The following is a 21,454-nucleotide window of genomic DNA, read 5'->3' as shown; positions in this document are numbered from 1 at the left end:
TAAGCGCTCTACTTCAAAATTGTCATTAGATGCAGAAAATGGCATCGCGCAACATAGTGCTTCGCTAATTTTTAACAGGCTCTAAAACTTGGCATACCGCTGCTTGCGCCGCCACGCCCGCACCGCGCCGAACAAGGCCAGCAGCAGCAGCGGCACCCCGAGGTTAAGCAGCTGCCAGCGGCGCTTCTGCTCGATGACTTTGAGCTTATCTAGGGGGCGCAGGGTGATTTGCTTGCCGCGCACCGAAATCAGGCCGCTTTCGTCGAGCATGTAGTCCACGGCGTTGAGCACCAGCTCGCGGTTGGCAAACTCGGTGTTGGCGAGGCGGTCGAAGCCCAGGCGGTAGGGCCGGCCGGTTTTGGCGTCCAGTTCCGAGCGGATAAAGTCGCCATCAGACAGCACCAGCACCTTCGCGGGCCGGGCCTGGGCCGACTGCGCGGGCTGAAACTGGGTGGTGCCGGGCACGGCGCGGTTGGCGTAGAGCGAGCGGAACTGCCCTTCGAGCAGGTAGCCCACGGGCTTGAAGCGGGACTTGTAGAGCCTCTGCTCGGGCTCCAGGCGGGCGTCGTTGAGGTTGATGGGCACGGGCGAGGGCAGCACCCGGGTGTAGCGGGAGGTAAAGAGCAGCGGCGTCTTGCGGATGCCCACGGCCCGCACCGTGTCGAGGCTGCTGACGAACTTGGTGTACACCGCGTCGAGGTTGCGGGTGATGGGGTGCTGGCTGAAGTTGTTGATGAGCGGGTAAAACTGCCAGGGCATGGGCTCGACCTTGGGCTTGTCGCCGCTCATGCCGGTGATGAGCGGAATCACGCCGGAGTTGAGGTCGAGCAGCAGGTCGGGGTTGATGCGCACGCCGTACTTGAAGAGCAGGTCGTCGAGGCCGACCTGGAGCGGGAAGGACAGCATGCCGCCGCGGTTGGCGCTGTCGAGATTGACGCGCATGGCATCCACAAAAAACAGCGCGCGGCCGCCCTCCACGATGAACTTGTCGAGCTTGAACTTCTCGGGCTCGGAGTAGGCCGTGGCGGGCTTGGCCACGATGATGGCGCTCAGGCTGCTCAGATCCTGGGCCCGCACCTTGTTCAGGTCCACGCGAAACACGTCGTAATGCTCCTGCAGAGAGCCGATGATGTCGCCGGCTTCCACGTTGCTCAGCTCGCCGTGGCCTTCGAGCACGCCGATGCGCTTGCGCGGGCCGGGGCTGAGCTTGCGGATGGCGCTGGCCAGCGCGTATTCGAGGCCCTCGATGCTCTGGTTGAGGCGCACGTCGGAGGGGGCGGCCTGGTTGCCGCGCAGCAGCAGCACCTGCTCCTCCTTGCCGCCCGCCGCCACCGTGGCCCAGGGAAAGATAATTTTCTCCACCCGCTTGCCGTTTTCGTTGGCCCCGAGGTTGGTTGGCTTCAGCCCTTTCTTAAACAGGGACGCATAGTAGTCGTTACGGGCCTTTTCCGTGGGCGCCGCCGACGGGTCGACAAACACGAAGTGCAGGTTGGCACCGCCGTACACCTGCATTTCGTTCAGCGTCTCGCGCACCGACTGCTGCAGGCGGCGGAAGGCGGGCGGAAAGTCGCCGTCGAGGTACACCGTCACCGTCACGGGCTGCTTGAGTTCTTCGAGCAGCTGCCGGGTAGCCGGGGCCATGGTGTAGCGCTTTTCCTGGGTCAGATCGAGACGGAAGAAGAACTGCTGGCCGATGAAGTTAAAAATCAGCAGCAGGCCGATAACGGCCCCGAAGCGGAGCCAGTCGCGGCGGCGGGAAGTGGGGGGCGTGGTAGGCGTGGGTTGGGTTTCAGGCATTGTTCTGTCGTGGACCCCTCCCCCCCGGCCCCCTCCCCAAAGGGAGAGGGGGTGCCAGACGAACCAGGGCTTTAGAGTAGTAATCAAAGCCCCTCGCTTTGGGGGAGGGGTTGGGCTAGGGGTTGGGCTAGGGGTGAGGCGTTACCAGTTCCGGCTTTGCAGCACCAGCTTCGTACCGAGCAGCATAGCCGCCACCAGGGACAGGAAATACGTCAGGTCGCGGGAGTCGATCAGGCCCTTGCTGATGTCGCGGTAGTGGGCGGCAATGCCAAGCTGGCCGATATAGTAGGCCGGCGCGCCGTCGAAGACCGACGCCAGCGAGTCGAAGCCGGAATACACCAGAAAGCAGCCCACCACGGCCACCAGAAAAGCAATGATCTGGTCGCGGGTGATGGCCGAGGCAAAGATGCCGATAGCCGCAAACACCGCCGCCAGCAGCGCCAGGCCCAGGTAGGAGCCCACCGTCGCGGCCGAATCGATGTTGCCCACCGGCGCGCCGAGCTGGTAGACCGAGTAATAGTAGAGCAGCGTGGGCACCAGGGCCAGCAGGGCCAGCAGCAGGCAGGCCAGGTACTTGCCGCCGATGATCTGCCCGTCGGTGAGCGGGCGGGTGAGCAGCAGCTCAATGGTGCCGGCCTTCTTCTCCTCGGCGAAGGTGCGCATGGTGAGGGCCGGAATCAGAAACAGGAAAATCCAGGGCGCCATGCTGAACAGCGTCTGCAGATCGGCGTAGCCGTAGTCGAGCACGCTGCTGTCGGGAATCACCCACACGAACAGGCCCGTGGCCACCAGAAACACGCCGATGACCACGTAGGCCACCGGGGAGTTGAGGAAGGAGTTGAATTCTTTGCGAAGGATGGCAAGCATGTAGTTAAGATGCTGATGTTAAAAGAACGTCATTCCGAGCGAAGTCGAGGAATCTCGCGTGCTGATGTTGGAGTACTAATCTGACGTCAGCACGCGAGATGCTTCGACTTCGCTCAGCATGACCGACAACTATGGTGATTCACTTCGTCAACTCCTGAAATACCTGCTCCAGGCTTTGCTCTTCCTGCCGCAAACCCAGCAGCACCCACCCCTGCTGGGCGGCCAGCCGCGAAATGGCCCCGCGCTGGTCGGTGCCGGCGGCGGCCCGGATGCGGTAGGTGTGGCCCGCCTCGGCCTCCACGTGGCGGATACCGGGCAGGGCCTGGAGCGGCGTTACGTCAATCGGCTGCTCAAACTCAGCGCGGATGATGGTTTCCCCCGCGGCTTTGCCGCCCAGCTCGGCCACCGGGGAGTCGGCCACCAGTCGGCCGCGGTTGATGATGACGGCCCGGCTGCACAGGGCCGTGACCTCGGGCAGAATGTGGGTGCTGAAGATGACGGTCTTGTCCTGGCCCAGCTCCCGGATCAGCTGGCGGATTTCCTGGATCTGGTTGGGGTCGAGGCCGGTGGTGGGCTCGTCCAGGATCAGCACGCCGGGGTCGTGGATCAGGGCCTGGGCCAAGCCCACGCGCTGGCGGTAGCCTTTCGACAGCGCCCCGATCAGCTTGTTCTGCTCCCGCCCCAGCCCGACCCTGTCGACCAGCTGAGCCACGCGCTGGCGCAGCCCGGCCCCGCGCAGCCCGTGCACCGAGCCGATAAATTCGAGGTACTCGTGCACGTACATGTCGAGGTAGAGCGGGTTGTGCTCGGGCAGGTAGCCCACCCGGCGGCGCACCTCCAGCGGGGCCGTGCGCACGTCGAAGCCGTCGATGAGCACGGTGCCGGCCGTGGGCGGCACGTAGCCGGTGGCCATCTTCATGGTCGTGGACTTACCCGCGCCGTTCGGCCCCAGAAAGCCCAGGATTTCGCCCTTGCCCACCGTGAAGCTGATGTCGTCCACGGCCTGCTGGGGGCCGAAGGTTTTGGTAAGATGCTGGATTTCGACCATTTTATGAGTTGCCAGTTGTCGGTTGTGGGTTACCGGTTGCCGGTTATCGGTTTTTTTTAATGTAGCCGTCAGAACGAACTGGCAACTGGCAACCCGCCACTGGCAACTCATTTCCCGGGCTGCAAAGGTCGTACATCTACCTCCGATATCAGCACGCCGGGCGGGGATTCCAGCACGTGCAGGATTGTCGCGGCCACCTCTTCGGGCTGCAGCTTACGCGGATTGGGCGCTGCGCCCGGCGTGGCGCCGTTGAAGTAGGTTTCTACCGAGCCCGGATTTACGCAGGTCACTTTGATGCCGTCGGCGCGCACTTCCTTGAACAGGGACTCCGAAAAGCCGCGCACGGCGAACTTGGTGGCGCAGTAGCCGGCCATGTTCTCATTGCCCACGGTGCCGGCCAGCGAGGCCACGTTGATGATGTGGCCCAGCTGCTGCCTTTTCATCTGCGGCAGCACCGCCCGGCAGCAGTAAAACGGGCCGTGCACGTTGGTATCGAACATCGTGCGCCAGTCGTCGGCCCCGAAGCCATCCACGGGACCCATAATCCCCTCGCCGGCGTTGTTGATGAGCACGTGGACTTCCTGGCCCACTTCCCGGCGCGTATTCTCGTAGGCTTCCTGCACCGAAACCTCACTGCGCACGTCGCACTCGATAAACTGAAACCGCTCGTGCGCCAGCCCGTCCGGCGCGGTGCGGCCCCAGCCGGCCACGATGGCGCCTTTGGCCAGCAGCGCGGCGGCCGTGGCGTGGCCGATGCCTTTGCTGACGCCTGTCAGAATAACTATCTTGCCGGTCAGGTCCATAGTATGCGTGATGTTTGGAATGGCTAGTAAGCGGCAAGGTAACGTCCTGCTGCGGCTTTTGAGCAGGTGGGCCGGTATGGCAATGGTGCTGCTGCTCGGAGCCTGCGGCGAGGACCACGAAACCGACTGCCTAAAAAGCACCGGCAAAGTAGTCACGGAGCGCCGTGCCCTGGCGCCGTTCGGCATTGTTACGGCCTACGACAACGTGGACGTGACGCTGGTGCAGGACGCGGAAACCTACGCCGAAGTGCGGGCCGGCCAGAACCTGCAGTCCGACCTGGAGCTGACCGTTGCCGACGGCCACCTCACGATTCGCAACACCAGCCGCTGCAACTGGGTGCGTCGCTACGACACGCCCCGCGAAGTCACCCTGCACCTGCCCCGGCTCACCGACCTGTTCCTGCGGGGCCAGGGCAATGTGCGCACCGCCGGGAATTTCCGGGCCGACACGCTGTTCTGCCACCTCGTCGGGGCCGGCGACTACGACCTCGACATCAGCAGCAACTACCTCAACCTGGACATGTACGAGCTGGGCGACATCAGCATCCGCGGCCGCGCCGACGACTGCCACCTGACCGTGGGCGGCAGCGGCCGGCTCCGCGCCCAGGGCCTGCAAACCCAGCAGTGCTACGTCAAGATGACCCGGGATTCGGAGGGCGACGCCTTCGTGGCCTTCACCGGTTTCCTGGACGTAGTGCACGATGGTACCGGCACGGTACACTACCAGGGCAACCCCCAGCAGGTCGGCGTCCGGATCACCGATAAGGGCAAAGTGGTGCAGGGCAATTAAGGATTGCCGGCCGCTAGATGTCGCCCAGCTGGGGCCGGATCAGCAGCTCTTCAATTACCGCCTGGGGCGACAGGGAATAGGCTCCGAAAGCGGCAGCGGCTACGTCTTCGGGCCGGATAAACCGCTCGGCGGGCAGATCGACGCCTTCCCAGCTGGCGGTGAGCGTGGCCCCGGGCAAAATGGCCGTTACCCGCACCCCGTGCTCCTGCAGCTCGGCCCGCAGTACTTTGGTCATGCCGTAGAGGGCAAACTTGGCAATGCAGTACGAGCCCCCGTTGGGGTAGGCCATGATGCTGGCCGTGGAGCACATGTTGAAGATATGCCCCTGGCGCCGCTGAATCATGGCCGGCAGCAGGGCCCGCGTCAGGTCGTAGGCGCTGTACAGGTTTACGTCGATCATCTGGCGCAGCTGGGAGCCGTCGGCGGGCTCATCCTGCAGGCGGCCGGGAATAAAGGCGCCGGTGTTGTTGACCAGCACCTCTACCGGCACGCTCAGGCCCTGAACAAACGCCGCGAAGCGCGCCGTCTCGGCGGCCTGGCTCAGGTCGGCGGCCAGCGTGTGGACCGGCACGCCCGGCGTCTGCTGCTGCAGGGCGGCGGTCAGCTCGGCCAAGCCGGCGGCCGAGCGGGCGCAGGTAACCACGCCGAAACCCGCCTGGGCAAACCGCAAAGCCACGGCCCGCCCGATTCCTTTCGTACCACCCGTGACAACGATATATTTTTGCATTCCTTTGCTTCCGGTTGAGGTTTTTACGTATGGACAGCTAGCTGGCCTACCGGGCCTGCGCCTGCTTCCTTGCTGGCGCAAATTTCCGCTTTCTTTCTTCTCTTTTACTTTTTATGGTTAAAACCTTCGGCGAGTTCCTGATTTTCATGCAGAGCATGCTTACCAGGAAAGAGCGGTTCGCGGTGCTGTGGCAGCGCACCCTCGATGAAGCCATCCTCATTGGCATCGACTCGGTGTTCATCGTCGCCATCGTCTCGGCATTTATCGGGGCCGTTACCTGCGTCCAGATTGCCTACAACCTGATTAATCCGCTGATTCCCAAGTCCACCATCGGCTTCATGGTGCGCGAGATGACGATTCTGGAGCTGGCCCCCACCATCACCAGCATCGTGCTGGCGGGCAAAGTCGGCTCCAGCATTGCCGGCGGGCTGGGCACCATGCGCATCACCGAGCAGGTGTCGGCGCTGGAAGTGATGGGTATCAACTCGGCCTCCTACCTGGTGCTGCCGCGCATCATTGCGGCCATGCTCATGTTTCCGCTGCTGGTTATTCTGGCCATGGTGCTGTCCATCACGGGCGGCTACCTGGCCGGCACGCTGTCGGGCGCCATGTCGGCGCAGGAATACGTGGAAGGCATCCGCACCGATTTTGTGCCTTACAACATTGCCTTCGCCCTGATCAAATCGGTGGTGTTTGCCTTTCTGGTATCCGCTATTTCCTCGTTCAAAGGCTACTATACCGAAGGCGGCGCCCTGGAAGTAGGCGCGGCCAGCACCGGCGCCGTGACCAACTCCATTATTGCCATTCTGCTGGCCGACTACGTGCTGGCGGCCGTACTTCTATAATAGGGTCTTGGGGACTTAGGGTCCTGGTTTTTGGTTATTGGCTGACTTGGGCCTTGACCTCAATGCCAGAAACGATAAACCAAAAGCCAGGCACGAACAACCAAGACCCCAAGGTTCCAAGACCTCAAGACCCCAAATGATCGAGATTCATAACATTCAGAAATCCTTCAATGGCAACCCCGTCCTGCGGGGCATCAACTGCACGTTCGAAACGGGCAAGTGCAACCTGCTGCTCGGCGGCTCGGGCACCGGCAAAAGCGTGCTGCTGCAGTGCATTGTGGGGCTGATGAAGCCCGACATCGGCAGCATCACTTTCGACGGGATGGTGTTTACCAACAACAAGGTGGACATCAAGCAGGAAATCCGCCGCAAAATCGGGATGCTGTTCCAGGGCGGTGCGCTCTTCGACTCGATGACGGTGTACGAAAACACCGAGTTCCCGCTCAAGATGCTCACGCCCGAGATGAGCCGGGAGGAGCGCCGCGACCGGGTGGAGTTTTGCCTGAAGCGCGTGGGCCTGGAAAATGCCGGTACCAAGATGCCCTCCGAAATTTCGGGCGGCATGAAAAAGCGCGTCGGCATTGCCCGCGCCATTGCGCCCAACTGCACCTACCTGTTCTGCGACGAGCCCAACTCCGGCCTCGACCCGGCCACCAGCATCAAGATTGACGAGCTGATTCACGAAATCACCCACGAGTACGGCATCACTACCGTCGTCATCACCCACGACATGAACTCGGTAGTAGAAATCGGCGACCATATCATCTTCCTGCACAAGGGCCAGAAGCTCTGGGACGGCAACAAGGACGAAATCCTGAATACCACCGTCCCCGAGCTCAAGGAATTCATCTTCAGCAGCAGCCTGGTGCGCGCGGCCAAGAAGGTAGACGACGAAAATGAGGGCGGGCTGGCCGCCATTGTGGAAGAAAACCTGAAAGAAGAGCAGGATAAAGAAGCCAACAGCTAAGCGGGCGGCTCAAATCAGACCCCAAAAAAGCCCTGTGCAAGATTGTACAGGGCTTTTTTGGGTCCACTGCTTACGCTTACCGGCGGCCCAGGCTCTCAACGTGCGCCAGATGGTGGCGCCCATGCCAGGCGTACAGAGCCAGGGCTTCATCCAGGGTGAACTCGCGCTCCAAGCCGGGATGGTAGAAGGTACGCCGCCACTGCGCCTCGGTCAGGTGCTGCAGCAGGATGGTCCAGCGCTGATGCAGCGCTTCGAGCAGCAGCAAAGACACCGTGATGGGCGTTGCGTCCACGTCGGGCAGCTCGGCCCAGGCTTTCTCGTCGTAGGGCCGGATGGTGGGGTTGTCCTCAGTCAGGGCCAGGCGGTAGCGCGTGTAGCAGTTCAGGTGGGAGTCGGCCAGGTGGTGAATCACCTGCCGGCCGCTCCAGCCGCCCGGGCGGTAGGGCTGCAGCAGGGCCTGGCCGCCCACTTCCCGGGCGGCGGCCCGCAGTTGGGCCGGCAGCGCGGCCAGCTGCTCGGTGTAGGCCGTGCGCTCGGCTGAGCTAAGCGGTCCGGTGGGCAGCTCGGCCCGGCCGATGGGGAAGCGCAGGTGGTCGTCGGAAGGGGCGGTAGTCATGGCGGCAAAGTAAGCAGGAAAGGCTGCCCCGCCAACGGAACAGCCTTTCGGGTGAAGCAGGCCGCGGCCGAATCTAGCCGTTGCGCTTGTTGAGCTCGTCGCGGATTTTGGCCGCTTTCTCGTAGTCTTCCTTTTCCAGAGCCTGGGCCAGCATCTTGGTCAGCTCATCCAGCGACACCTGGCCGCTGGGGTCGCGGGGGGCCGGCTCGGGCTTGGTGCCGGCCGTCAGGTCATCGTCCTCGTCCTCGTCGTCCTCGTCGGTGTCCTCATCGGCATTCTCGTCGAGGTCGCTGAGGATGATGCCGGCCTCGCTGAGCACGCTTTCCACCGTGAAAATCGGCACGCCGAAGCGCAGGCCGATGGCAATGGCGTCGGAAGGCCGGGCATCCAGCTCGAAGGTGGTCGCGCCGTCGGTGCAGACGATCTTGGAATAAAATACGCCTTCCTTCAGATCCGAGATCAGCACTTCCAGCACCGCCACGTGGACGTGCTCGGCAAACGACTTAAACAAATCGTGGGTGAGCGGGCGGTTAGGGCTGATTTTTTCGATCTGAATAGCAATACTTTGGGCCTCGAACATGCCAATGATGATCGGCAGACGCCGGTTGCCGGTTTTCTCGCCCAGAATCAGGGCAAAAGAACCAGACTGCGACTGGCTGGACGACAGGCCCAGGATTTCAAGCTGAATTTTTTTCAAGGGTCTTGGGACTTAGCTTCCGCGGACCTGCGGTAGGGTCGTTGGGACTTCGGTGAGGGCCTTCCTACGTACAAAGAAAGTAAAGGCCCCGTAATCGGCGGGCGAAACGGGTAAAAAAATTGGGAATCCGGAACAATCTGGCTACGCCACGTTCCGGATTCCCAACTCAGGGCTGCTTAGCCCAACTCTTTCACCGCCTGGGTAAGCTTGGGCAGCACCTCGAATACGTCGCCGACGATACCGTAGTCGGCTGCTTTGAAGAACGGTGCCTCGGGGTCTTTGTTGATGACCACAATCACCTTGCTGGAGTTCACGCCGGCCAGGTGCTGAATAGCGCCCGAAATACCGCAGGCAATGTACAGGTTCGGCGACACGGTGATGCCCGTCTGGCCCACGTGCTCGTGGTGAGGGCGCCAGTCGACGTCGGACACGGGCTTGGAGCAGGCCGTAGCCGCGCCCAGCGCCTTGGCCAGGTCTTCGATGAGGCTCCAGTTTTCGGGGCCTTTCATGCCGCGGCCACCGGAAACCACCTTGTCGGCTTCGGGCAGCAGGATGCCGCCGGCCTGGTCCTGCATCACCACCTGCTTGGGCGCATCGGCGAAGTCAGTATCAGCCAGGGCGGCGGAGAAGCTTTCTACCGGGGCCGTTTTGCCGGCTTCGTGCAGGGCCTCGATGGAGTTTTTCTTGACGGCAATGATTTTCCGCTCCCCGGACAGCACCACGTCGGCAAAGGCTTTGCCCGAGAAGGCGCCGCGCTTCACCGTGAAGCTGCTGCCGCTGGCTTTGGGCAATTCCACCACGTTGGTGGCCAAGCTGGCCTGCAGCCGCACCGACAGGCGCGAGCCTACCGAAGCGCCGATGTTGGAATTGGCCAGCACGATGATCTTGGAGTCTTCCTGGGCGGCAGCGGCGGCGATGAGCTTGGTATAGGCGCCGTTCACGAAGTCCTTCAGCCGGGGCTCAGCGTCGTAGAGCACCTTGCTGATGCCCTGCTCGCCGAGCTTGGCCAGGTTGGCTTCGGTAGCGACGCCCACGGCCACGGCCGTGGCCGTGGTGCCGAGCATCTGGGCCACCTGGCTGCCGTAGGAAGCCACTTCCAGCGAAGACTTTTTTACTTCGCCGTTATCACATTCAACAACTACTAGAACGGACATATTCTTGGTTTTTTGTTTTTGGTTCTTGGTTTTTGGAAACTCAGATTGAGACTGGCTTCAGGGAGTTGGACAGCATCCAAAAACCAAAAACCAGTAACCAAAAACCAATTAAATCACCTTGGCTTCGTTGCGGAGCAGCTTGATCAGGTCGCCGGCGGTTTCGGCCGGGATGAGCTTCACCCCCTGCTTCTTGGGCGGCAGCGCGTACTCGGCTACTTCGGTGCGGGGCCCTTCGCCCACGGCTTCCACCACTTTCAGCGGCTTGGTGCGGGCCGTCATGATGCCGCGCATGTTCGGAATGCGGGGCTCGCACATCGGCTGCTGGCACGAGGCCACAAACGGGGCGCTTACTTCCACAATCTCCTTACCGCCTTCGATTTCACGCTCCAGCGTGGCTGTCGTGCCGCTCATATCGAGCTTCATGGCCGGGGCTACGGTCGGGATACCGAGCATTTCGCCCACCATGCCGTGCACCTGGAAGCCGTTGTAGTCGATGCTTTCCTTGCCCATCAGAATCACGTCGTAGGCTCCTTCTTTGGCTACGGCGGCAATCTGCTGGGCCACGAAGTAGGCATCTTTCGGCGCGGCATTCACGCGGATGGCGTCGTCGGCCCCGATGGCCAAAGCCTTGCGGATGTTGGGCTCGGTGTCGGCCTCGCCAACGTTGAGGACGGTGACCGTACCGGCGCCCTGCGCTTCTTTGAGCTCAATGGCGCGGGTCAGGGCGTATTCGTCCCAGGGATTAATCACGAACTGCACTCCGGCCTTGTTGAACTCCTTGTTATCGGGCGTGAAGGAAATCTTGGTGGTCGTGTCGGGTACGTTGCTGATGCAAACGAGAAACTTCATCTACGGCTGCTTGGGATGGAAGATAAACTACGGGAAAGCCCCTAATTTCGGGCGAAGATACAGAAAACTCCCTCCCGATGGATATTACGCCCACGCGCCTCGCCCAACTCCTGCGCTTCTACGCCGATGATCCGAACGACCCGTTCACCATCTACGCCATTGCCACCGAGTACCGCGCCGCCGAGCCCCACCGGGCCATGACTTACTACCAGACCCTGCTCGACGAGCACCCCGACTACGTGGGCACCTACTATCACGCCGGCAAGCTGCTGGAGCAGTTACAAAAGCCCGAAGACGCCGAAAAGGTTTACCGCCGCGGCCTGCAGGTGAGCCGGCAGGCCGGGCAGCTGCACGCCGCCAGTGAGCTGCAGCAGGCGCTAAACCAGCTGCTGGGCCTGGACTACGAGGACGAATAGCGCGCTGCCGTTGCGTGGCAGGGGCCGCTGGCCGCTCCGCTCCTACTGCACCGCCACGCCGCTGCCCACCAGAAGCTTTTGAAAAAACAGCAGGTGATAAGGCAGCGCGTTCTGCCAGTAGTCCCAGGTGTGGGCCCCGGGCCGCTCGGTGTAGTCGTGCGGGGTGTGGTTGTAGAGGAGGCGGCGGTGGACTTCCCGGTTTATGTCGATCAGAAAGTCGTCGGTGCCGCAGTCGAGGATGAGCGGCAGCCGGCTGGCCCGGAGCTGATCGGCCATGTTCACGACTGAGTTGGCGGCGTACAGGCCGGGGTTGGCGCTTTCGGCCCCCAGAATCGGCTCGAACAGGCTCCGGCGGGCCTGGGCCTCCTGCGGAGTGAGCTTGCGGTTGGTAATCGACAGGTCCAGCGCCCCGCTCATGCTGCCGGCGGCGGCAAACAGCTCCGGGTGGCGCGCCGCCAGGTACAGCGCCCCGTGGCCGCCCATCGACAGGCCGGTAATCACGCGGCCCTTGCTGCTGCGGACCGTGCGGTAGGTATTGTCGATTTTGCCGATGACGTCCCGGGTGAGGTAGGTTTCAAACTGGCTGGCCTTATCCAGCGGGCTATCCAGGTAGAAGCTGAACGTTTCGCCCTCGGGCAGCACGATGATCAGGTTGTACTGGTCGGCCAGGGCATGGACGAGGTTTTTGTCGGGGGTTTTCCGCAGCCAGTCGCCGAAGTGGCCGTAGGCGCCGTGCAGCAGGTAGAGCACGGGGTAAGCGGCCTTTTTATTCTTGGCGTACGAGCCGGGCAGCACCACCGCCGCGCGGTAGGTTTTCTGCATGGCCGCACTCGGAATGGCCACCGTATCGACCCGGGCGGCGAAAACAAAAGCACTTTGGCTGAGCAGCAGCCCGAAAAACAGCAGACGGAGCGTAGTCATAAACGAAATGGGAAACGGGGCGAAAAACAAGGCGGCCGCTTTTGGCAAAACCGGGCCGGGGCGAAGGTAAATAATCCGGGGCTTGGCTATCTTGCTTCCCTATTCCCAGCTTGCCTCTCCTGCTCCATGACCTTCCTCCCTTTCTCCGAAACCCACTGGCCCGCGGCTCGCGCCATTTACGAGGAGGGCATTGCCACCGGCACCGCCACATTTACTACCGAAGCGCCCGAATGGGACGAGTGGCACCGGAGCCACCTGCGCCACAGCCGCCTCGTGGCCACCGACGCCGCCGGCTTGGTGCTGGGCTGGGCGGCCCTGTCACCGGTATCGGGACGGTGCGTGTACGGGGGCGTGGCCGAAGTCAGCGTGTACGTGGGCGCCGCGGCCCGCGGGCGGGGCGTGGGCCGGGAGCTGCTGCGCGAGCTGATTGATACCTCAGAGCAAAACGGTATGTGGACTTTGCAGGCCAGCGTTTTCCCCGGCAACGAAGTCAGCCTGCGCCTGCACCGGGCGCAGGGATTCAGGATAGTCGGCCACCGGGAACGAATCGGGCAGCTGCGCGGCCGGTGGCAGGACACGCTGCTGCTGGAGCGCCGCAGCCTTATCGTCGGCACCGCGGTCTGATTGTTCAGCTGTTTTTAGGGTTATGCTGCCTGTGCCGACGCCTCAAAATCCGGGCGCAGTTTGCAGCATGGGCTTTCCTGCCTTCTGGCAGGCTCACTCCTTCGACGCTGTCACGGCAACCCCCAAAGCCTTTCGCCCGTGCGGAAGGCTTTTTTACTATATTCAGCCACCGCTCTATTCTGCCCCAACCTTTGCACCAACCCATGCCGCTCCCCTCCATCACCTCGTCGCCGCCGGCCTGGCCGCCCCTGCCCCTGGCCGACTGGCAGCCCACGCTGACCACCCTGCACCTGTGGACGCAGATTGTGGGCAAAATCCGGCTGGCCTGCACGCCCCTGGTCAACCACTGGTGGAATGTCCCGCTCTACCTCACCGCCCGCGGCCTGACCACCTCGGCCATGCCCTACGAAGACCGCTCCTTCCAGATTGATTTCGACTTCATCGACCACCAGCTGCTGCTGCAGTGCAGCGACGGGGCCCGCCGTACCCTGAAGCTGGAGCCGCGCAGCGTGGCCCGCTTTTACCACGAGGTGCTGCGCCTGCTGGCCGAGTTGGGCATCCGGGTGAAAATCTGGAAGGTGCCCGTAGAACTTGAGGAGCCCATTCCCTTCGACGAAGACGAGCAGCACGCCAGCTACGATGCCGCGGCGGCCCACCGCTGCTGGCTGGTACTGAGCAGGGCCGGCCGGGTGCTGGAAGTATTCCGGGGCCGGTTTGCGGGCAAATGCAGCCCCGTCCATTTTTTCTGGGGCAGCTTCGATCTGGCCGTCACGCGCTTCTCGGGCCGCCGGGCCCCCGCCCGCGAAGGCGCCGACCGCATCACCCGTGAAGCCTACTCCCACGAGGTTATCAGCCACGGCTTCTGGCCCGGCACCGGCAACCAGGAAGCCGCTTTCTACGCCTATGCGGCCCCGGTCCCGGCTGGGCTGGCTGAGCTTCACGTCCACCCGAAGGAGGCTTTCTACAGCGAGGCCCTGGGCGAATTCCTGCTGCCTTACGAAGCCGTCCGTACCGCCGCTCACCCCGAGCAGCAGCTGCTTTCCTTTCTGCAGAGCACCTACGAAGCCGCCGCCATGCTGGCCCGCTGGGACCGGACGGCCCTGGAGCGGCTGGATTAGCACTGGGCCGCCCGGCGGGCTGCCGCAACTTGTGTAGGCAGGTTGCAGCGGGCCGCCGGGCCGGCGAGGGTCAGCAGAATACGGCAGTCAAAAAAAGCCCTCATTTCTGCAACCTCAGGCTTTATCACCCCGTAAAATGCACGTTTTACCCAGGCGGGCCGAACTTTAAAGCCGGCGCTGGCGTCAGAGGGCATGCGCAAGACCATTCTGCTTGGGCTGGCCGTGCTACTCAGCGCCGCCACCCGCACCTTGGCCCAAACGGAGACCATCGAGTACAAAGACTCGCCTTTCGTCCGCCAGATTCGCCCTGACCGCTCCGGGCAAACCATCACCACCAACATGCTCTACCCGGGCCAGTTTCAGGTAGACGCCACGGGGAATCACCATGACCCGTTCGGTCCCACCGGCGCCCTGGGTCGCCCCGCCTCAACCGGCGTGCTGCGCGTGGGTTTCTTCAATACCATCGAGCTGCGGGCGGCCCAGAGCTACGTGGCCCCGCTGCCCGGGGCCGGGCGCACTACCCCGGACGGCAGCCCGGCAGCAGGGCCAGCCGGGCTGGCCCCGCTCACGTTAGGCGCCAAATTTCTGGCTTCCAGCACCCAGAATAGTCGTTCACAGGTGGTGGTGCTGGCCGAGATGACCATGCAGAACGGCGACAAATCCTTCCCCAACAAGATCCTGGAGCCCGGTGGGCGTCTGCTGGTGTCTCAGATTATCGGCAACAACTTCCGGCTCGAATCCAACCTGGGCTTCCGGCAGCGCGGTTTCCGGGCCGCCGATACCAAGCTGGGGCAGTATCTGGGCACGCTGGCGTTGCACGGCCCGCTGGGTCGCCAGTTCAACTTCTTCGCCGAAGGCTACACCACTTGGCGGCAGCAGCAAAAGCTGGCTCCCAGCTTCACCAGCGGCGTTTCCTGGCGCCCCTATCCGGGCCTGCGCTTCGATCTGACGGCCGGCAGCAGCCTCTCCCCGGCTTCAGCTGTTCCCAGCAAGGGCCTCACTGTGGGCGGCGGCCTGAGCTTCCGCCTGCCCCTCCACTAGCTCGCTTCAGCGGGGCACGCCGGTAGCCGGGCGCGCATAGCCGGGCTACTTTTTTAGCCGGTACTTGCTGATTCAGGATCTTTATTTATATTTGAACAATAATAAATATTCTTAAAACAGGACATGAGTAAGTTCTACTCGTTGTTGGCAGTTGCGGCAACCTTGCTGCTAACGGCCCCATCCGCCCGGGCGCAGTCGGCGGATATTCCCCGGCAGGCTTCCCTGACGGGTTTCGGCGACCCGGAGCCAGCCGATCCACGCTACGTGAAAGCCAGCGAGCTGGCTCTGCTGCAGGAGCCGTTTCAACCGCTCAGCAAAACCTACGGCGAGCCTGAGCAGGAACCTATCCGGTTGGCTAAGCCGAAAAAAAAACCGGCTTCCGACGCGGCCCCGACCCGGGCGCTGCCCAACTCCAGCATGTCGCTCCGCAAGCACTAACGGTCGGAGCCAAGGCTCCGTAGTTTCAGAAAGGCCCGGATTTCCTGAGGAAATCCGGGCCTTCGCCGTTAGCGTTTTTTAGTTACTGCTTCCGGCACAATCCGGGTTGGTGTTTGTGCCCCGGAGATAATGCCGGTAGCGCTGCGCGCAATGCCGGTGATAACGGCTGTCATGTTGGGCAAATCCAGGCTTTCCACCTCGTCGTCCACGCTGTGGTAGCGCTTGTCGGTCGGAATCTGGTCGGTGCTGATGGTGTGGGCCGGCACGCCAAGCCGGGCCAGGGTAGCATTGTCGGAGCGGTAAAACAAGTTCTGGTCAGGATACGGATCCGGTTCGAAGCGAAAGGGCGTGCCCACCAGGTTTTGCTGCAGCAGCTTACCGAAGTCTGACTTGTCGAAGCCCGTGATAAAAGCCGTATTCGGCCCGAACTTGGCCTGCTTGCCAATCATTTCGATGTTGAACATGGCTGCTACCTGCTCGGATACCACCTGCCGCGAAAAGTAGCCCGAGCCATAGCCCCCGATTTCCTCCCCCGTAAAGGCGACAAACACCAGGGTGCGGGCATTGTCGTCCTTCTTTTTGAAGTGCTCGGCCAGCGCTACCACCGCCGTGGTGCCGCTGGCATCATCGTCGGCACCGTTGGCAATCGAGTCGCCGGCCACGGCGGGCAGCAGGCCCAGGTGGTCGTAGTGGGCCGAGAAAACTACCAGCTCCGCGGCCCGGGCCTTGTCTTTGCCGGGCAGCACGCCCACAACGTTGCGCAGCTCGATGGTGCGGATGCTGGTGTTGGCCGCCACCCGGAATTTTACGGCGGCATTCGGCGTCGGCATCAGCACCACCACGCTGGAAAAAGCCGTGGGCTTTTCGGCGTGCAGCCGGTTGGTGCGCAGGCGCTTGGCCAGCCGGGCAAACTCGGCCGCATGGGCCGGGTCCAGGATGACGAGCAGGTTCTCCGTGGGCTCCAGAATCTGGCGAAACAGCTGGGGTGGCAGCGCCTGCTCCCCGATTACCATCACGCGGGCGGCCGGGTCGTCCTCATCGGTCCAGTTGAGCTTGGCTTCTCCGGACACCAGCAGGGCTTTGTCTTTGGCAATGCTGACGCCGTTGACGGTGACGAAAAGTGCGGCGGTGCGGGTTTCGTAAGCCGGAAAAGTTTGTTCGTAAGTGGTCAGCCCCGGCAGCAGGCCCAGTCCCAGCCGCTGAAACTCGCCGCTCAGATACTGGGCAGCTTTCAGGCCACCGGGCTGCGCAGTGGCCCGGCCCTGCATATCATCGGCCGACAGGGCGCGCACCACCCGCTCCACGGTAGCGGCAGAAACGGTGGAAGAAGCAACAGGAGAAGGACCAGGTTTTTTTTGGGCTAGCAGTGCTATAGGATATAAGCAGCCACATAGCAGGGCGAAAAGGATTCTTTGCATCATGCAAAATAACCCTTTTGCAAAGTTATTGAGTAGATTTTCCCGCCGATCGGCAGAAATTTCGCCGTTTTTCTGCTATTCCTCCGCCTCAGATATGGTAAGCCAATGGATTTTACCCGTTTCGTTTCGCTCGGGCTGCTGCTGGCCAGCGGCCTGACCACCGCTTGTCAGACGCCTGCGCCCGCCACCGGAGCAACGAGCCGGCCGGTTTCCCCGACGGCTTCGGCTACCACGCCCCCGGCAGCGCTGCGCAACACGCGCTGGGTGCTGCGGACCCTCGGGAGCCAACCCGTAGCGGCCGCCGACGCGCGGGAGCCTTACCTGCTGCTCCGCGCCACCGAGCAGCGGGCGGAGGGCCACGGCAGCTGCAACCGCTTCACCGGCCCGTTTGAGCTGCCCGCCGCGGGCCAGCTGCGCCTGGGCCCGCTGCTGGCTACCCGCATGGCCTGCGCTGACCCGGGCGCTACGGTCACGGAAGCCGGCTTTATGCGGGCCCTGGAAGCGGCCCGCACCTACCAGATCAGCGGCGACACCCTCCGGCTGTACGACGAGGCCGCTGCCCAGCCCACCGCCGTGCTGCATGCCGTATACCTGCGGTAGCCCTCCATAAGCAAGGGGCTGGAAACGACGCCTACGTCATTTCCAGCCCCTTGCTTATATCTTACGTTCCGTCTTAGCCCAGCGTCAGTACCAGGTCGTCGGCGTTTACCAGCGTGCCTTCCACCAGCTGCAGGCTCTGCACCGTGGTATCGTCGGGGGCGGTGATGGTGGTTTCCATCTTCATGGCTTCGATGATAAACAGCGGCGCGTTTTTCTTGACCGGCTGTCCGTTCTGCACCAGCACCTTCGAAAGCATGCCCTGGAGCGGGGCCCCGATCTGGCGCGGGTTGGCCTTGTCGGTTTTCTGGTTGCGCACCGTCTTCACTTCCACCGACCGGTCGCGCACTTCGAGGTTGCGGGTCTGGCCGTTGAAGGAGAAGAACACCGTACGGTTGCCGTCGTCGTTTACCTGGCCCACCGAGCGCAGCTTCACGATGACCGATTTGCCGCGGGCAATGTCGATGATGGTTTCCTCCCCGGGCCTGAGGCCGTAGAAAAACACCCGCGTGGGCACCACCGACACGTCGCCGAATTCCTGCAGGTGCGCCCAGTACTGCTCGAATACTTTCGGGTAGAGCAGGTACGACAGCAGGTCGGTGAATTTGCCGCCGGCGCCGAACTTGGTTTCGAAGGCTTTCATCTCCTTCTTGAAGTCGATGGGCTTGAGGTGCTCGTTGGGCCGGTCGGTGAAGGGCTTTTCATCCTTCAGAATCAGCTTCTGCAGCTCCTTGGGCCAGCCGCCCTCGGGCTGGCCGATGTCGCCGCGGAACAGGCTCTGCACCGACTCGGGGAAGCTCAGGGTGTGGCCTTTCTCCAGCACGTCGGCCGTGGTCAGGTTGTTGGTGACCATAAACAGAGCCATGTCGCCCACCACTTTCGACGACGGCGTGACCTTCACGATGTCGCCGAACAGCTCGTTCACGTCGGCAAAGGTGCTTTTCACCTGCTCGAACCTGTCGCCGAGGCCCAGGGCCGCCGCCTGGGGGCGCAGGTTGGAATACTGCCCGCCGGGAATCTCGTGCTGAAATACTTCCGAAGTGCCGGCTTTGAGGCCCGACTCGAACGGGTAGTAGTACTCGCGCACCGTTTCCCAGTAGTTGGAGAATTCGTTGAGGCTTTCCTGGTCGAATTCACGGTGCCGGGGCTGTCCGCGCAGCATTTCCACCACCGAGTTGAAGTTGGGCTGCGACGTCAGACCCGACAGCGAACCGATGGCCACATCAATCACGTCCACGCCTGCTTCCACCGCTTTCAGGTAGGTAGCGGGCTGCAACGATGAGGTATCGTGGGTGTGCAGGTGAATCGGGATTTTGACCGTGTCGCGCAGGGCCGTAATCAGCTCAGTGGCCGCGTAGGGCTTCAGCAGGCCGGCCATGTCCTTGATGGCCAGAATGTGGGCGCCGGCATCCTCAACCTGTTTCGCTAAGCGCAGGTAGTAGTCGAGCGAGTATTTCTGGTTGCGCTTGGGGTCGAGAATGTCGCCGGTGTAGCAGATGCTGGCCTCGGCCAGGCCCTGGGTTTTCTTGCGCACGAAATTGATGCAGGACTCCATGCCCGGCATCCAGTTCAGCGAGTCGAAGATGCGGAACACGTCGACGCCGGTTTCCCAGGCCTGCTGCACAAACCGCTCGGTGAGGTTGTCCGGATACGCCTTGTAGCCCACCCCGTTGGCCCCCCGAATCAGCATCTGGAGCAGAATATTGGGCACGGCCGCCCGGATTTTGGCCAGCCGCTCCCAGGGGTCTTCGTGCAGAAAGCGCAGGGCCACGTCGAAGGTCGCGCCGCCCCACACCTCCATCGAGAACGTCTGCGGGTGCATTTTGGCGTAGCGCTCCGCCACCTTCAGCAAATCGAAGGTGCGCATGCGCGTGGCCAGCAGACTCTGGTGGGCGTCGCGAAAAGTGGTGTCGGTGTAGTGAATCAGCGGGTCCTCGCGCAGCCATTTGGCGAAGCCCTCGGGGCCCAGCTCGGTGAGCTTGTCCTTGGTGCCGGGCTGATAGGGCGCCACCGGATCGAAAGCGGGCAGCCGGGGCTTGCGCAGCTCCCGGTTGGGGTCCACGAGGCCCTTCACGTCGGGGTTGCCGTTGACGATGATGTCGCCCACGAAGCCCAGCACCTTCGAGCCGCGGTCCTGGCGGGCCTTGTACTTGAACAGCTCGGGCGTGTCCTTGATGAAGTCCACGTTGGCGTGCCCGCTCACAAACTCGGGGTGGGCAATGATGTTCTGCAGAAACTGGATGTTGGTGCGCACCCCGCGGATGCGGAACTCGTCCAGGGTGCGAGCCATCTTGGAGGCCGCGCCTTCCAGCGTAGGCGCGTGGGCCGACACCTTCACCAGCAGGGAGTCGAAAAACGGCGAAATCTTGGCGCCCTGGTACACCGAGCCCTGGTCGAGGCGGATGCCGAAGCCCCCGGCCGAGCGGTAGGCCACGATGGTGCCGTAGTCGGGCTTGAAGTCGTTTTCGGGGTCTTCGGTGGTGATGCGGCACTGAATGGCGTAGCCCGTTTTCAGGGGCCGCCCGCCCACCTCCAGCCCGATTTCGGGGGCCGAAAGCCTATAGCCGTCGGCAATGTAGAGCTGGGTTTTGATCAGGTCGATGCCGGTTATCATCTCCGTCACGGTGTGCTCCACCTGAATGCGCGGGTTCACCTCGATGAAGTAGATGCGGTCCAGCTCGGGGTTGACCAGGAATTCGACGGTGCCCACGTTGTTGTAGTTCACGGCCCGGCAGATGCGCAGGGCGTACTCATACAGCAAATGGCGCTGGTGGTCGGCCAGGTCGAGCGACGGGGCTACTTCCACCACTTTCTGGAAGCGCCGCTGCACCGAGCAGTCCCGCTCGTAGAGGTGCACGATGTTGCCGTAGTCGTCGGCCACGATCTGCACCTCGATGTGCTTGGGCCGCTCCACGTATTTTTCCAGGAACACGGTGTCGTCGCCGAAGGCTTTCAGGGCCTCGTTGCGGGCCTCAAAGAAGCCGCGCTCCAGCTGCTCATCGTCCCGAATCACGCGCATACCGCGCCCGCCACCGCCCGAAGCCGCCTTCAGCATCACCGGGTAGCCGATCCGGTTAGCCTCGCGCTGAGCCGTTTCGAAGTCGTTCAGGTCGTCGATGCTGCTTTCGATGATGGGCACCTGGCACTGCACAGCCACGCGCTTGGCGGCCACTTTGTCGCCTAAGGCTTCCATTACTTCCGGGCGCGGGCCCACGAAGCGGATGCCTTCCTCGCCGCAGCGGCGGGCCAGGGTAGCGTTTTCACTCAGGAAGCCGTAGCCGGGGTGGATGGCGTCGACCCCATTCTCCTTGGCGACGCGCAGAATGCCCTCAATGTCGAGGTAAGGCTTGAGCGGGTCGTCGTCGCGGCCGATCTGGTAGGCTTCGTCGGCTTTGTAGCGGTGCAGGGAGTAGCGGTCTTCGTAAGTGTAGACGGCCACGGTGGGAATTCCTAGTTCCGTGGCGGCGCGCAGTACCCGGATGGCGATTTCGCCGCGGTTAGCGACCAGCAGTTTGCGAATGTTCATAACTCAGAAAAGGCGTTTTGGCGGGTGGTGGGCATTCAGGACCGAAAGCTAGGCAAAAGCCCGGCAAGACCCGGAGGGCAGCAGCGAATTTTTGCTGAATTGACGGTATTCGCAGTCATCCTATTCTACCAATTGCGGATTTAGGTTACAATATATAAACCTTGGGTGCGCGGCCTAGTTGTCAGCGCAAACTTC

General features: G+C 62.6%; 21 protein-coding genes. 9 read left to right on the top strand and 12 right to left on the bottom strand.

What is annotated here, in order from left to right; all coding sequences use genetic code 11:
* Window positions 1-81 precede the first annotated feature (81 nt).
* The 4 genes from gldG to ABD842_RS07285 all read right to left on the bottom strand — a co-directional run bounded on the left by gldG (window position 82) and on the right by ABD842_RS07285 (window position 4,515).
* Window positions 82-1,797: a gliding motility-associated ABC transporter substrate-binding protein GldG gene (gene gldG / locus ABD842_RS07300; RefSeq protein ID WP_345112111.1), complete on the bottom strand. Its 1,716-nt coding sequence runs from the start codon at window positions 1,795-1,797 to the stop codon at window positions 82-84.
* A 141-nt stretch (window positions 1,798-1,938) separates the two neighbouring features.
* Window positions 1,939-2,664, bottom strand: coding sequence for a gliding motility-associated ABC transporter permease subunit GldF (gene gldF, locus ABD842_RS07295; protein WP_345112108.1), 726 nt, complete (start codon window positions 2,662-2,664; stop codon window positions 1,939-1,941).
* A gap of 139 nt (window positions 2,665-2,803) precedes the next feature.
* Window positions 2,804-3,712 carry a gliding motility-associated ABC transporter ATP-binding subunit GldA gene (gldA, locus tag ABD842_RS07290; RefSeq protein ID WP_345112105.1) on the bottom strand — a complete coding sequence of 303 codons (909 nt, stop codon included), beginning with the start codon at window positions 3,710-3,712 and terminating at the stop codon, window positions 2,804-2,806.
* A gap of 107 nt (window positions 3,713-3,819) precedes the next feature.
* On the bottom strand, window positions 3,820-4,515 hold the full coding sequence (locus tag ABD842_RS07285; protein ID WP_345112102.1) for an SDR family oxidoreductase: 696 nt from the start codon (window positions 4,513-4,515) through the stop codon (window positions 3,820-3,822).
* A gap of 76 nt (window positions 4,516-4,591) precedes the next feature.
* Between ABD842_RS07285 and ABD842_RS07280 the strand changes: the two genes are divergently transcribed.
* The gene (locus ABD842_RS07280) at window positions 4,592-5,305 is read left to right on the top strand and encodes a head GIN domain-containing protein (protein ID WP_345112100.1); all 714 of its coding nucleotides are present in this window, start codon (window positions 4,592-4,594) and stop codon (window positions 5,303-5,305) included.
* A 13-nt stretch (window positions 5,306-5,318) separates the two neighbouring features.
* Here ABD842_RS07280 and ABD842_RS07275 read toward each other — a convergent pair whose 3' ends face one another.
* On the bottom strand, window positions 5,319-6,032 hold the full coding sequence (locus ABD842_RS07275; RefSeq protein WP_345112097.1) for an SDR family oxidoreductase: 714 nt from the start codon (window positions 6,030-6,032) through the stop codon (window positions 5,319-5,321).
* A 113-nt stretch (window positions 6,033-6,145) separates the two neighbouring features.
* Between ABD842_RS07275 and ABD842_RS07270 the strand changes: the two genes are divergently transcribed.
* Window positions 6,146-6,877 (top strand): MlaE family ABC transporter permease, encoded by a 732-nt coding sequence (locus ABD842_RS07270; RefSeq protein ID WP_345112093.1) that lies wholly within the window; start codon window positions 6,146-6,148, stop codon window positions 6,875-6,877.
* Window positions 6,878-7,013: 136 nt separating this feature from the next.
* Window positions 7,014-7,844, top strand: a complete 831-nt coding sequence (locus ABD842_RS07265; protein ID WP_345112090.1) for an ABC transporter ATP-binding protein — start codon at window positions 7,014-7,016, stop codon at window positions 7,842-7,844.
* 76 nt (window positions 7,845-7,920) lie between these two features.
* Here ABD842_RS07265 and ABD842_RS07260 read toward each other — a convergent pair whose 3' ends face one another.
* The 4 genes from ABD842_RS07260 to ABD842_RS07245 form a co-directional block, all read right to left on the bottom strand.
* Window positions 7,921-8,460 carry a YfiT family bacillithiol transferase gene (locus ABD842_RS07260; protein WP_345112087.1) on the bottom strand — a complete coding sequence of 180 codons (540 nt, stop codon included), beginning with the start codon at window positions 8,458-8,460 and terminating at the stop codon, window positions 7,921-7,923.
* A 73-nt stretch (window positions 8,461-8,533) separates the two neighbouring features.
* Window positions 8,534-9,157, bottom strand: a complete 624-nt coding sequence (locus tag ABD842_RS07255) for a bifunctional nuclease domain-containing protein (RefSeq protein WP_345112084.1) — start codon at window positions 9,155-9,157, stop codon at window positions 8,534-8,536.
* Window positions 9,158-9,333: 176 nt separating this feature from the next.
* Entirely contained in the window at window positions 9,334-10,311 is a 978-nt protein-coding gene (locus ABD842_RS07250) for an electron transfer flavoprotein subunit alpha/FixB family protein (RefSeq protein WP_345112081.1), read from the bottom strand.
* Window positions 10,312-10,419: 108 nt separating this feature from the next.
* Window positions 10,420-11,160, bottom strand: coding sequence for an electron transfer flavoprotein subunit beta/FixA family protein (locus ABD842_RS07245; protein WP_345112079.1), 741 nt, complete (start codon window positions 11,158-11,160; stop codon window positions 10,420-10,422).
* Between the two features lie 77 nt (window positions 11,161-11,237).
* Between ABD842_RS07245 and ABD842_RS07240 the strand changes: the two genes are divergently transcribed.
* Window positions 11,238-11,576 (top strand): tetratricopeptide repeat protein, encoded by a 339-nt coding sequence (locus ABD842_RS07240; RefSeq protein ID WP_345112077.1) that lies wholly within the window; start codon window positions 11,238-11,240, stop codon window positions 11,574-11,576.
* 42 nt (window positions 11,577-11,618) lie between these two features.
* Here the strand turns inward: ABD842_RS07240 and ABD842_RS07235 are convergent, their stop codons facing one another.
* The gene (locus ABD842_RS07235; RefSeq protein WP_345112075.1) at window positions 11,619-12,497 is read right to left on the bottom strand and encodes an alpha/beta hydrolase; all 879 of its coding nucleotides are present in this window, start codon (window positions 12,495-12,497) and stop codon (window positions 11,619-11,621) included.
* Window positions 12,498-12,623: 126 nt separating this feature from the next.
* Here ABD842_RS07235 and ABD842_RS07230 point away from each other — a divergent pair, with 126 nt between their 5' ends.
* The 4 genes from ABD842_RS07230 (at window position 12,624) to ABD842_RS07215 (ending at window position 15,718) form a co-directional block, all read left to right on the top strand.
* Window positions 12,624-13,121: a GNAT family N-acetyltransferase gene (locus ABD842_RS07230; RefSeq protein WP_345112073.1), complete on the top strand. Its 498-nt coding sequence runs from the start codon at window positions 12,624-12,626 to the stop codon at window positions 13,119-13,121.
* Between the two features lie 203 nt (window positions 13,122-13,324).
* Entirely contained in the window at window positions 13,325-14,239 is a 915-nt protein-coding gene (locus ABD842_RS07225) for a DUF5996 family protein (protein WP_345112070.1), read from the top strand.
* Between the two features lie 192 nt (window positions 14,240-14,431).
* Window positions 14,432-15,280, top strand: coding sequence for a hypothetical protein (locus ABD842_RS07220; protein ID WP_345112068.1), 849 nt, complete (start codon window positions 14,432-14,434; stop codon window positions 15,278-15,280).
* Window positions 15,281-15,403: 123 nt separating this feature from the next.
* Window positions 15,404-15,718, top strand: coding sequence for a hypothetical protein (locus ABD842_RS07215; RefSeq protein ID WP_345112066.1), 315 nt, complete (start codon window positions 15,404-15,406; stop codon window positions 15,716-15,718).
* Between the two features lie 68 nt (window positions 15,719-15,786).
* Here ABD842_RS07215 and ABD842_RS07210 read toward each other — a convergent pair whose 3' ends face one another.
* Window positions 15,787-17,013 carry a M20/M25/M40 family metallo-hydrolase gene (locus tag ABD842_RS07210; protein WP_345112063.1) on the bottom strand — a complete coding sequence of 409 codons (1,227 nt, stop codon included), beginning with the start codon at window positions 17,011-17,013 and terminating at the stop codon, window positions 15,787-15,789.
* 228 nt (window positions 17,014-17,241) lie between these two features.
* On the opposite strand from ABD842_RS07210, the gene ABD842_RS07205 reads away from it, so the two are divergent.
* Window positions 17,242-17,736 carry an META domain-containing protein gene (locus ABD842_RS07205; RefSeq protein WP_345112060.1) on the top strand — a complete coding sequence of 165 codons (495 nt, stop codon included), beginning with the start codon at window positions 17,242-17,244 and terminating at the stop codon, window positions 17,734-17,736.
* Window positions 17,737-17,809: 73 nt separating this feature from the next.
* Here ABD842_RS07205 and ABD842_RS07200 read toward each other — a convergent pair whose 3' ends face one another.
* Complete coding sequence (locus tag ABD842_RS07200) at window positions 17,810-21,259, bottom strand: pyruvate carboxylase (RefSeq protein ID WP_345112057.1); 3,450 nt, start codon at window positions 21,257-21,259, stop codon at window positions 17,810-17,812.
* Between the last annotated feature and the right edge of the window lie 195 nt (window positions 21,260-21,454).

It is taken from the genome of Hymenobacter algoricola (assembly GCF_039539525.1).
Taxonomy (GTDB): domain Bacteria; phylum Bacteroidota; class Bacteroidia; order Cytophagales; family Hymenobacteraceae; genus Hymenobacter; species Hymenobacter algoricola.
The sequence above is the reverse complement of the archived record's forward strand: the minus strand, read 5'-3'. Positions and strand labels throughout refer to the sequence as shown.